Raw genomic sequence first — 12,429 nt, forward strand, 5'->3', positions numbered from 1 at the left:
TGTGATGCCCAGCCGCCAGCCCGGCTCGCGCCTCATGAATACCGCAGTAAGGAAATAGGACAGATGCCGAAGTGGGGAGAGGATTTCGACACCTGGGAACCGACCCAGGATTATCCCGCCGCGCCTCCCGCCAAGTCCGCGCAGCTCGGACAGGTCACGCCGCGCCCCGCCGACCCGCGCCCCCACGGCCTGCCGCCCTCTTCCACCGGTGCCCGCGCGGCTAGTTTCTTCCAAGAGTTCAACGCCGCGAACGAAGCGGCCGATCAAGCCACGGCGGAACGCCTTCCGACCTTGCCATACGGGGATAATCCCGGTATCGCCGCGCTGATTGCCAATGCCCAAAACATGTTGAACTCGGACGGTCCGGATGCGCCAGGCAGTTTCGGGGACGGTTTCGCGGCGGGGGTGTCGCGGCGCGCGGATTCCTCGGGTTCATTAGGCGCCACTTCACGAGGTGCCAACGCCTCCCCCGGCGATTTCTCTGGAATCCCAGTCGAAAACCAGCCTGAAGCGTGGCGTTCGGCCGGGTCGGCGGGCTCCCTGAAACCAAATAGCGGGGATTTGCGGAAAAACGGTGGGGCGGGGATGGCACCTCATGAAACCGGAAACAAACGCCGCCCTCTAGACATCGGCTTCGACTCGGGCAACGGCCTGGCTTACGGCGCCAGCCTGGAAGAAGGCACGCGAGGCGAGGCGAGACGCCCGAACCGCGCCACACCGGCGCCAGACACCCACTCCGAAGGGTGGCAAAAACTGGTCTCGGGATGGGAAGACATGAAGAATAACCAGGAGCCAAACCACAACTGGACCCAAGGCCTAGGCTCGGCATTCCCTGGAAATGATGCTTTCGCGCCCCAGCCGGGTGCGGCTGGCGCTGCCGGTGGGTTCGCCAGTGCCAGCCAGCCCACCCCAGATTCAGCCCGGGGGGATTCCAGTGACGCGCTCGGTTATGCGATGGCACCTCATGAACCCCGAAACCCCACGAAACCCACCATCCGCGCCGCGAACGAAACCAACGATGGTGACACCGCCGCGAATTCCCGCGACTTTTTCGACAACACCACCGCCCCGGGTGCGGGCGCCAACCCCGCACCATCCGGGTGGAAAAGTATCTCCGCTGCCACCCCGGAAGGACCGACGAAACTGCGCTTTCGGCGCGTCGACGACAACGGCTCCACCCCGCCACCACCCGACCGGCGCTCTGGCGGCGACGGGCTGTCCCCCGTCGCGATGATAGCCGCCGCAGTATTACTGTCCCTGATCAGCGTCGGTATCGGCGTGGGAGTCGGCATGAACCTCAACCCCACTCCGACTCCAACCGTCACCGTCCCCGCCACCCCCAGTTCTACTGTGGAACCCAGCACCGAGAATCCCGATTCGGTCAGTAACAAAGACAAAGGCTCCGGCGACGATTCCCCGAAAGACACCGCCAGTGGCTTAAGCGGAATGAAAATCGTGCTAGACCCCGGACACAACGGAGGCAACGCCGCCGCCTGGCAACAAATTGGACAAAACGTCGACGACGGACGTGGCGGACAGCGGGCATGCAACACGACGGGAACCGCCACGGACGACGGTTTTACCGAACACGAGTTCAACTGGAAAGTCGCGGGCTTGTTGAAAACGAAACTGGAGGCGGCCGGGGCAACGGTGTTGTTGACGCGTGATTCGGATGTGGGGGTGGGGCCTTGCGTGAACGAGCGGGGAGCTTTCGCGCAAAAAGTCGGGGCGGATGCGATGGTTTCGATTCATGCCAACGGCACCGCGAACACCTCGGTTCACGGATTCTTCGCGATGATTTCCGACCCGCCTTTGCATGAATCGCAAAAGGAACCTTCGTCGAAGCTGGCGGCAGCGCTGGTGGGAGCGCTAAAGGACAGTGGTTTCACCCCGCAAAACACCGGGCCGATTGCGGGCGGCTTGTGGAAACGCTCCGACTTGGCGACCCTGAATTTTGCCGAGGTTCCCGCCGTGATGCTGGAGTTGGGCGAGATGCGCAATCCGGCCGATGCCTCCTTGATGAAAACCGAGAACGGGCGGGAAAGATTCGCCACCGCCATGTTTAACGGGCTGGCGGCCTGGGCGCGGGAAGCACGCCCCGGGGCAAACGCCGGCGGTGGGGCGGCCGGCGGGACTCCGGCCAGCAGCACGGGAACTGGCGGCACCCCAGCCGGCAGTACCCCGGCCGGCAGCACGGGAACTGGCAGCACTCCGACCAGCAGTACCCCGGCCGGCAGTACGGGAACTGGCAGCACCTCGTCCGGCGGTGGGGCTAGCGGCACTCCGGCCGGCAGTACCCCGGCAAACCCGGCGGCTCCAACAACCCCAGCCACCCCAGCCGCCCCGGGTTCATGAAAAATCCAGGAATTCCCGCACTTCGCGGGCATTCCGATACGAGGCCTGCGCCCCTTTTCGCAGCGCCGCCACCCCGGCTACGGCGCTAGCCAGGCAAGCACCTCGTGAAAGCGGTTCCCCCGCCGCGACCGCCGCCAACAGGGACCCCATAAACGCATCCCCGCAACCGGTGGTGTCCACCGCCGCGACCGCGAAAGGCGGGACGGACACGAACTCGCCACCCTCCAGCACCAGGGCACCATCCGCCCCCAAGGTCAACACGGCACGCTCAAAACCCAAATCGCTCAAAGCCGCCCGCAACCCCGCCGCGTCACCGGAATCCAGCGGGCGGCCAGCCAACACCGCCAGCTCGTGTTCATTGACTATCAACACGTCCACCAGGCGCAACAGGGAATCGGGAACCTTGGTAATGGGCGAGAAATTCAGCGCCATCGTCACCCCGGCCTCGCGGGCGATAGTGGCTGCGGCCGCCACCGCCTCCAGGGGGGATTCCAGGCACAGCCCCAATACCTGTGCCCCTCGGATAATCTCGGTTTGCGCCGCGACACTGGCGGCATTGAGCGTGGCATTGGCGCCCGCCGAATAGACAATAGTGTTTTCCCCGTGCGAGTCGACGGTAATCAGGGTGGATCCGCTGGGCTGGTTGACGCGGCTGACCCCGGCGGTGTCCACTCCGGCGCGGCGCAGGGACTGATAGAGCAGGTCGCCGTGGGCATCGTCACCTAGGGCTCCGATGAAACTGGTGGCGGTTCCCAGCAGGGCACAGGTCACGGCCTGGTTGGCGGATTTGCCGCCAGGCAGGGTTTCCAACGGCCCGCCGACAACGGTTTCCCCGGGACAGGGCAGCTGTTCGGTTTCCACGGTCAGGTCGGCGTTGATGGATCCGACTACCGCGACCCGTTCGCCGTGTCCCAGCGCGGCTAATACTTCACGGGCAGTGGTTTTTTGGTTTTGGATGTCTGTCATTAGGTTGCTCCGTTTAGGGCGTGCCGTGGGGGGCGCCGGGTTCGGCGGGTAGTAACAGTTGGGAGGTAACGGTTTTCATGAGGGGTCTGTCGAGATTCCCACCGATTCGCTGGCGTAAAATCCGCATCGCGATATCCGCCATTTCGTCAATCTTGGTGTCGATGACGGCGATGGAGGGCATCGTGGTGACCAGCCAAGGAACCTTGTCGAAGGTCGCGATGGCAACATCTTCGCCGACTCGCAGGCCGTGACGGTGCAGACCCGCGATAACACCCAGGGTAATCACCGCCGAGGCGCACAGCACAATGTCGGGGGTGTTTTCCCGCAGGGCTTGTGCGATGGCCTCGGCACCGGATTCTTCGTGATAGGTGGTGCGGTAAGTGCGGGTTTTCACGCCGATATCGCGCAGGCTCTGGCTCAGCAGGCGTTCCCGGTTCAGGCCGGTGCTGGTGGTTGCCGGTCCGGATATCACCACCGCCGAACGGTAGCCTTGGCGGGTGACGTGCTTCATTAGTTCGTCTACCGCCGGGGAGTCTTCGGACAGGACGGTGTCCACGTTCGCTCCCGCCAGGCTGCGGTCGATGGCCACGGTAGGGATTTCTTTGACATAGTTCCGCAAGGTGTTTGTCGGGGTGCCTGCCGGGGTCAGCAGCAGTCCGTCTATCTGATGTTCCATCATGGTGCCAACGACTTGTTCTTGTTGGTGGGGGTCTTCCCCGCCGTTTCCAATCATGAGGCGCAAGTCGAGGTCTTGGGCTTTCTTCTCGATGCTGTCGGCTAGTTGAGCGAAAAAGGGGTTGACAATATCGCCGACGACCACGCCGATAATCCCGCTTTTCCCGGTGCGCAGCGCGGTGGCACGGGCATCACGGCGGTATCCCAAACGCCGCGCGGCTTCGAGTACTTTGTCGCGGGTTTGCGCCGAGACGCTGGGCGAGTTGTTGAGGCTGCGCGACACTGTAGAGATATTAACCCCTAGTTCTTTGGCAATCTCGCGGATTGTGGTTGCCATCGCTATCCTCTCGCATTTCTAAAGTCTACACTGAATTATATGGTAACACACGTTTAGACACGGGTGTAACCACTAACCGAGTCGATACAATCCCCAGTTTGTTGCAATAGACTTATGGGGCTCGTTTACATACGGAAGTGCAGAATATTAATATATTTGGAATTTATTATATTAATAGGCCAGACCCTCCGGTTCAGATCCTAAAACAGCCGTAGCAGGATTTACCACTTGGAATCCATTTGCTTTATAGGCCTCGTAGTCAAAGTGTTCACATTCATTGAAACCGATTTGATGGTATTCCAAAAATCCTTCCCAGTCCTCGTAGCCGCTACCAAGATGGCTTTCTAGAAAGGCATCAGCCATGGCCATACCTAAGCGGTGACCAATCCAGAATCCCCCCATAGCCAACAGATTACAGCCGTTAGCCGCAGCTGCCCGTCTCGCGGCTCGAACCGATTCAGCTACAGCTGCGTGCACGTGGGGAACCTTACTGGCTGCCACGTGGATGCCCATACCTGTTCCACAGAATGCCAGAGCCCGCTCAAATTCGCCTTCGGCGATTTTGGAGCCCAGGGCGAAGCCAACCCGATGGTACATACCACTTTCAGCCTTGACAGGGGTAAGGTCGGTCACTTCCCATCCGCGAGCGATCAGGTGCTTTTTGACGGCTTCCTTAAGTTCAAAGCCGGCAAAATCGGCACCAACCACAACTTGCTTGTTTGCTATAGTCTTTATCATTTCGATATACCTCTTTTCTTGAATCTAAATAGGGATTTTTCACTGGTCCAAATCACGAATAGCAATACCGCGCCGAAAATGAAGGGGCGATAGAAGTTACTGATATTGGGAAAAGTATTTAATCCTGAAGCTAAGATTTGCAGGATTACGATAGCTAGCAATACCCCCCAGATATTGCCTCTGCCTCCATAGGGGTCTACACCTCCAAGAACCACAATCAGAATCGTCATCAGGGTGTAACTCAAACCGTAATCTGGCTTGGCCGAGTTATAGTTGGCCAGCATGACCAGCCCGGCAGTCGCACCACATAACCCCGAGATGGCATAGCAAACCACCAGCAGTTTTACGGAATGCAAACCGCTGAATTTAGCGGCGGTCGGATTGGTGCCAATCGTGAACAGTTTCAAACCGTAAGAGTTGCGGTGCAAAAGCAACCCTACAATAACAGCCACCACGACGAATATCACTAACTGCATGGGGATGATTCCACCGAGCCGAGCTCCGATAACCTCGCTGTAGGCTTCCGGCAAGCCGCTCAGTGCCTTGCCACCGGTAGTCATAATGCCAATACCGCTGAATAATTCCAAGGTGCCCAAGGTTACCAGAATAGCGGGAATTCGCACATAAGCAACGAGCAGACCATTTAATATACCGGTGGCGAATCCAACCGCCAAAGCCACAACTATCGCAGTAAGAATCGTTACCGCCGGGTTTTGTCCCTGAGCTTCTAAGGATCGCATCGTAATCACCGCCGCGATACCGCTGAGGTTGGCTATGCCGACAATAGACAAATCAATCCCGCCAGTTACCATGGTTACCAGCACGCCCAAGGCCATGATGCCAAATTCAGGAAATTGCACACCGATTGAAACCCAGGTGTTAAGGCTGGTGAAAGCATCGGTTCTTACTATCAGGAGTACCACCGTCAGTGCAATGAGGGTCCAAAGGAGCCTCGAAACCTGCGGCTCGATAGGAACCCGGCGTAACTTGGCTTTCGGGGCGGTTTTACTAATCGTAGTAGTCATCATTACCTCACTCTGCTGTCAAACGTTGCCGCTTCCGGCTCCGGGTTAACTGCACGGCTGAAATTCCAGTGCCGATAATAATCATCAGACCCAAGACGAAGCGTTTACCGGTAGTTGGAATGCCGGCCATAATCATGTTGGTTTGAATAATGGCAATCAACATGGTTCCCATCACCACGCCCAGCAAGGAACCTTTACCCCCGGTGATGGCAGTGCCCCCAAGCACCACTGCAGCTATCACCATCATTTCCATACCCAACAAGTCGGTGGGATTCATCTGGTGGGTAACACTGACGGACATGAGACCGGCTATAGCCGCTATGACTCCGACGATGACATAGAGCCAAAATTTAATCCATTTGACGCGGAATCCCACCCGGATAGCGGCCTGTTCATCGCCGCCCATGGCGTACAGGGCTCGCCCAAACATCGTATATTTCATCACGAAGCCAATCAAAACCAGGACGATAACAAAGAAAATGAAGGTTGCCGGCAGGATGGATTGAGTGCCTTGGTGAACATTCTCAACCCGAAGCAGGACGGCTCTGCCGAATTTATCAATTGGTTCAGGCAGTCGACTGATTTGCACCGCGCCAAGGGCACCTTGCATTATTCCGGCGAATACGTTCATCGTCCCTAAAGTAATAATTAAGGTTGGGGCTGCTAGCTGCGAGGTGAACAGGCCATTGAAAGCCCCCAGTAAAGCCCCGACTGCCATGATAATCAGCAAGACAACCAGGAAGGGGCCGCGGAAATCTATGTCTACCATGAAGCGAGCCACGGCATAAACCGCCAGAGAACCTAGAGCAGGGAAAGAGACATCGATACCCCCAGAGACCAACACCATGTGGGCTCCGATGGCAAACAGTCCCGGTACTATCATCGCGTTGGCCAGGTCTAAGAGGTTATTGATGGTGAAAAACTGTCCGCTGCGCGCCTGGATTAGCAGGCTGACACCTAAGAGCACTAAGAATAGATAGAATTCATTGGCATGAAGAACACGTCGCAGCATTGTTGGTGTCGAATTTTTAGGTTTCTCGATGTTGGACTCAGCTAGTGTCTGTGTTGAGGTTGTCTTATCAGGATTTTCTGTCATTTTTCTACCTCTGTCAGGTTTTTACCGGTAACCATGGCGGAGACTTCCTGCTCGGTGGTTGTACTGGGATCGACTTCACCCGCGATTTTGCCCTCGCGCAGCAACAAGATTCGTCGCGAGATTTGCATGAGCTCCGGGATATCGTCAGAAATAACGATTACCCCCATGCCTTGGCGAGCCAGGGCTAGCAAGGTGGAATGAATTTCTTGTTTGGATCCAATGTCCACGCCAACTGTAGGACCGTTCAAAATCAGAATATCGGGCTTGGTTCTCAGCCACTTCGCGAGCACCACACGCTGTTGATTGCCCCCGGAGAGTGTACTCACCGGATTGTAAGGGTTGTTAGTGGCAATTTTAAGTGATTCTACCGAACTTGTAACTGCGTCTTTGATGCTCGAGCCATTGAGCCAACCCCAGTGGGTTAAATCGTCAATAGTGGAAATGACGATGTTATCGGCAATGGACTGCTGCAGCATCAGTCCTTCTGTGAGGCGATCTTCGGGAACATAGGCAATCTTGTATTTCATGGCCTGGGAAATGGAATCTATCTTGACGGGCTTTCCCGCTATCCGACTTTCCCCAGAAGTCGCAGGAAACACTCCAAACATAGAGAGTGCCAATTCTCTTCGACCTGAACCTAATAGGCCGGTAATCCCCAGCACTTCGCCCCGATGTAAAGAAAGATTCACCTCACTGAAAGCACCCTCGAGGCCGAAGTTTTCTAACTTCAGCAATTCCTCACCGAGTTTTTCAGGCTGTTCAAAGCGGGATTCATCTACGTCATGACCGGTCATATAGTTGGCAAACTTGGCTCGAGTCAACTCTGCGGGATTAGCGGTTACAATCAGCTTCCCGTTACGTAAAATCGTAAACCGTTCACTGATTTCGAATACCTCGTCCAGCTTGTGACTGACGAAAAGAATCGCTATGCCGCGCGCCTGCAGGGTGCGAATCACCTGGAACAATGCTTCAACCTCACGGTTGGTCAACGCAGTTGTAGGTTCATCCATAATCAGGACTTTGGCATCCTGCAGGAGCGCTCGGCAGATAGCGACTAGTTGTTTATCAGCTACTGACAAATCGCCTAGATATGCATCCAAATCTACTTCGAAGTTGATTTTATGAATAGCTTCCTGGGCGAGTTTTCTAAACCTCTTCCAATTTACTAGTTTCCGTCGATTAGCGACCTCACTTGATATCGCAAGGTTTTCCATTACGGTCAGATTCGGAAACACCGAAAAATCCTGGTAGATAACCTGGATGCCAGCTTTGATGGCTTCGGCGGGTTGCAGTGCCTTAAAGGTCTGGTCACCTATCCTAATTTCCCCTTTATCTGGCTTGTGTACGCCGGATATAACCTTAATTAAGGTAGATTTACCGCAACCATTCTCGCCAGCTAGACAATGAATTTCACCGGCGCGAATCTCGAGATTCACATCATCAAGCGCTTTCACACCCGAAAATTCTTTGGTCACCCCACGCACTGCCAGGACTACATCGCTCATTCCGTCTCACAACCTATCTAGAAGTTGAAGTCGTCAACGTTATCAGAGGTGATAGCTATCCAGCCCTTACCCTCAAGAACCTTGTCGTTGTCTTTGTTGAACTTCATATTTTCGTAGCCTTTAACACCCAAATCCAAGCCTTCACTGATTTTTTCACCGTCAAGGACTTTCTTAGCCAGAGCGGCCATAGCGTAGCCGGCATCTGCTGGATCCCACAGGGTCAAAGCGTGTACGGTACCGTTCTTGAGGATTTCCTTATTGGCTTGAGGCATCCCAGTTCCGGAAGTGAATACCTTGCCTTTGAGACCCATTTCTTCGATGGCGCGAGCCACCCCGGGGGCATCAAAGGAGGAAGTGCCGAAAATACCGCGAACCTCAGGGTGAGCCTTGAGGACTTCCTTGGCTGCCTGGTAAGCACCTTCGGCGGTATCACCGGATTCGACCCGAGGTTGCGCTTCTAGCAGTTTCATCTTGGGGTACTTTTCTTTCTGGTGTTTAACCCCACTGTCAGCCCACTCGTTATGCGAGGCGTTCGTAATGTGACCCACCATGGTGGTGTATACACCTTCCTGTCCCATCCCATCAGCCAGGTTGTCCATAATAAACCCGCCATAGGCTTCATTACTAAAGGCTTCAATATCGTACTGGGTGTTCTTCTGTGAAGCGCCTTCGTGAGTAATCACCACAATACCGGCATCCCGAGCCTCTTTGAGGACTGGCTCCAAGGCACCCGGGTCTACTGGCACTACCCCAATGGCACTAACCTTTTGCGCAATTAGGTCACGGATAACCTGAGCCTGTTGCGTGGCATCAGTGGCAGCCGGTCCCCTTTGGAACACGTCAAGACCGCTGTCAGCGGCGTACTTCTTGACGCCTTCTTCCATCCGAACGAACCAGGGATTCGTTGCGTCTTTGGGTACGATTGCAATCCGAACCTTGTCGCTTTTTTTGCCGTCGGCACTGGTACTCTTGCCGCTTTCACAACCCGTTAGAAGCGCGGAGCCGCAGGCTAGGGCTGCCATAACAGGGATAGCTATCATTCTCTTCAAAAAGCCACTTCGCTTCATCGATTGTCTCCTTTGGTCAATCAGATACTAAAAGTTACGCAAACGTTTGCGTGCAACCAAGGCTACCACAGCGAGTCGCGGCGTACAAGGAATTTCAAAAATAAATCTAGAATTTTCGTTCACTAAGCCCACACAAGGCTAAAAACTACTGGTGATACGGTACTCTCAGCGCACTGCGACTCTGCGAGGATTGCGCTACGTCCTGACCGACATCCAGGCTGACTCGTGCCTCCGTGGCACTTTCGCGGGCACTGTCTGAGACGCTGACAATGGATTGCGCAATCCCCTGGGTGTCGCCTGCGACACCTTACCACTGCCGACATTTCGTTGGTGGCGGCAATTCGCTGTTCTACTGCCGAGGCTATGGTGGTTTGGGAATCGTTGATGGCCTGCCGCATTCCCTCCATAGACAGATTCAGGTTTTCCATATTTGCCGCCCACAGCGATGTGCGAAAATAAAATCGCACATCGCTATGGGGAAACTTTCCCTTTGCCTCGCACGTGTACACCGCGAGCCAAAGCAATTCGGCGCTAGATAGCTAGAATCAGACGACCCCGTGCGCCAGCATCGCATCGGCAACCCGGCGGAAACCGGTGATATTCGCCCCATACACGTAATCGCCAGGTTTACCGTATTCTTCAGCGGTCTCCAAGCAATCGTCGTGAATCGACTTCATCATGTCACGCAACTTACCCTCGGTGTATTCGAAGCTCCACTTGTCGCGCGACGCGTTTTGCTGCATTTCCAGCGCGGAAACCCCCACACCACCGGCATTCGCGGCCTTACCTGGCGCATAGGCGCACTTGGCCTCCTGGAACAATTCGATAGCCTCGGGCACACAGGGCATATTCGCGCCTTCGGCCACAATCTTGACACCGTTCTTCAACAGTTCGCGGGCATCATCGGCACTGACTTCATTTTGGGTAGCAGCCGGCAGCGCCACATCCACCGGCACCACCCAGACATTGCCCGAATCGTGATATTCAGCGGACGGACGCGCGGCGGCGTAATCGCGCACGCGACCACGTTTGACCTCTTTAATCTCTTTAAGCAAATCCAGGTCAATCCCCTCTGGATCATAAACCCACCCATTAGAATCAGAGCAGGTCACCGGCTTGGCACCCATCTGCTGTGCCTTCTCAATGGCGTAAATCGCCACATTGCCCGATCCGGAAACCGCACACGTGCGACCCTCCAACGACTCGCCACGATCCTCGGCCATAAACTGAGCGAACATGACTTGGCCGTACCCGGTGGCCTCAGTTCGCACCAGCGAACCACCCCACCCCAGGCCTTTCCCAGTCAAGACCCCGGCTTCATGCACCCCAGTCAGGCGCTTGTATTGGCCGAAAAGATACCCGATTTCGCGCCCTCCCACGCCGATATCCCCAGCCGGCACGTCAGTGCGCTCCCCAATGTGGCGATACAACTCGGTCATAAAGGACTGACAAAACAGCATCACCTCATTGTCGGATTTACCGTGCGGGTCAAAATCCGAGCCGCCCTTGCCGCCGCCAATACCCTGGTTAGTCAAGGCGTTCTTGAAAATCTGTTCAAATCCCAGGAACTTGATAATGTTACGGTTCACCGACTTGTGGAAGCGCAAGCCGCCCTTGTACGGCCCCAAGGCGGAATTAAACTCCACCCGGTAGCCTCGGTTCACCATGACCTCGCCCCGGTCATTAACCCAGGGCACGCGGAAAATAATCTGGCGTTCTGGTTCGGTCAGGCGCTCCAGTAACCCGTAATCGGCATACTCGGGATGCCGCTCAATAATGGGATCGAGGGATTCCATAACCTCGGTCAAAGCCTGCAAAAACTCAGGTTCTCCCGGATTGCGAGCGGCGGTTTCTGACAATACTTTCTCTAGTTTAGGATGCACTTTAACGCTCCTTTAGTTAAATCTTTTAGGACAACGTTAATTTACCATCCCCACAGGTAAGGCTAAAAATACCCGCTACAGATTCAAAGAAACCAGATTCGTAGCCGCCTTGAACACATCCAAGGTTGGTTCGCCAGGATGCCATCCGCAAGAAGTCAACCCCCCGGATTGCAAAGCATCAAGCTGACGCAACAGTTCCTTGGCGTTACGCCCCACCGAGTCCGCGTCGACGCATACGAACTGAATCTTGTTGTTCGGATCGACCAGGAATGACGCCCGGTCGCACACGCCCTCGACGTTCAGCACCCCAACAGTCTTCAAGAAATCATGTTTCGGATCGGTAGCCAAGGGGAAGGGAATGCTGCGCAACAATTCATCCTTGGAACGCCACGCCAGGTGGACGTATTCCGAGTCGGTGTTCACCGCGACTACCTCACAGTTACGTTTCTTCAGTTCGTCATAGATTTCCGCGATTCCAGCCAGTTCGGTGGGACACACAAAGGTAAAATCCTTGGGCCACATCACCACCAGGCGCCACTGGTCTTTCTTGACATCGGCAGAGCTGACTCGACAGAAATAGTCCTCTTCCCGGTTCACCGGTAAATCTGCAAGCACACCGCCCACAACAGCCTGGAAATCATACTGCGGAAAGTCATCTCCGACTGTCAGCACTGCCATATCTAGCTCCTCCTAAATACACCTACGCGTAAATCTTCTGCATCCTGCTTCAAGCACATATTGTACCTCATATGTGACGGGTTGCCACTTAAAAATGCCAGCAA

The 12,429-nt window shown here is 55.5% G+C and carries 10 protein-coding genes; 1 reads left to right on the top strand and 9 read right to left on the bottom strand.

Features of this window, described 5'->3' with window-relative positions:
* Positions 1-63 precede the first annotated feature (63 nt).
* On the top strand, positions 64-2,355 hold the full coding sequence (locus tag F4555_RS09380) for an N-acetylmuramoyl-L-alanine amidase (RefSeq protein ID WP_115325708.1): 2,292 nt from the start codon (positions 64-66) through the stop codon (positions 2,353-2,355).
* On the opposite strand, the gene F4555_RS09385 is transcribed toward F4555_RS09380, so the two are convergent.
* From F4555_RS09385 to F4555_RS09425, 9 genes are all read right to left on the bottom strand, one after another.
* Complete coding sequence (locus tag F4555_RS09385; protein ID WP_004013648.1) at positions 2,350-3,321, bottom strand: ribokinase; 972 nt, start codon at positions 3,319-3,321, stop codon at positions 2,350-2,352. The two genes, F4555_RS09380 and F4555_RS09385, sit on opposite strands and share 6 nt — an antisense overlap.
* A gap of 13 nt (positions 3,322-3,334) precedes the next feature.
* Entirely contained in the window at positions 3,335-4,333 is a 999-nt protein-coding gene (locus F4555_RS09390) for a LacI family DNA-binding transcriptional regulator (RefSeq protein WP_115325707.1), read from the bottom strand.
* A gap of 171 nt (positions 4,334-4,504) precedes the next feature.
* Positions 4,505-5,071 (bottom strand): RpiB/LacA/LacB family sugar-phosphate isomerase, encoded by a 567-nt coding sequence (locus F4555_RS09395; protein ID WP_004013646.1) that lies wholly within the window; start codon positions 5,069-5,071, stop codon positions 4,505-4,507.
* Positions 5,068-6,099 carry an ABC transporter permease gene (locus F4555_RS09400; protein ID WP_004013644.1) on the bottom strand — a complete coding sequence of 344 codons (1,032 nt, stop codon included), beginning with the start codon at positions 6,097-6,099 and terminating at the stop codon, positions 5,068-5,070. Before F4555_RS09400 ends, F4555_RS09395 begins: the two co-directional genes overlap by 4 nt.
* Before the next feature lie 4 nt (positions 6,100-6,103).
* Complete coding sequence (locus tag F4555_RS09405) at positions 6,104-7,192, bottom strand: ABC transporter permease (RefSeq protein ID WP_004013643.1); 1,089 nt, start codon at positions 7,190-7,192, stop codon at positions 6,104-6,106.
* The gene (locus F4555_RS09410; RefSeq protein ID WP_004013641.1) at positions 7,189-8,697 is read right to left on the bottom strand and encodes a sugar ABC transporter ATP-binding protein; all 1,509 of its coding nucleotides are present in this window, start codon (positions 8,695-8,697) and stop codon (positions 7,189-7,191) included. Before F4555_RS09410 ends, F4555_RS09405 begins: the two co-directional genes overlap by 4 nt.
* Before the next feature lie 17 nt (positions 8,698-8,714).
* Positions 8,715-9,764: an autoinducer 2 ABC transporter substrate-binding protein gene (locus F4555_RS09415; RefSeq protein WP_004013640.1), complete on the bottom strand. Its 1,050-nt coding sequence runs from the start codon at positions 9,762-9,764 to the stop codon at positions 8,715-8,717.
* Between the two features lie 545 nt (positions 9,765-10,309).
* Positions 10,310-11,647, bottom strand: a complete 1,338-nt coding sequence (gdhA, locus tag F4555_RS09420; protein ID WP_004013639.1) for an NADP-specific glutamate dehydrogenase — start codon at positions 11,645-11,647, stop codon at positions 10,310-10,312.
* A 75-nt stretch (positions 11,648-11,722) separates the two neighbouring features.
* Positions 11,723-12,325: a peroxiredoxin gene (locus F4555_RS09425; protein ID WP_004013638.1), complete on the bottom strand. Its 603-nt coding sequence runs from the start codon at positions 12,323-12,325 to the stop codon at positions 11,723-11,725.
* Positions 12,326-12,429: the final 104 nt, after the last annotated feature.

It is taken from the genome of Mobiluncus mulieris, assembly GCF_014204735.1.
GTDB lineage: Bacteria > Actinomycetota > Actinomycetes > Actinomycetales > Actinomycetaceae > Mobiluncus > Mobiluncus mulieris.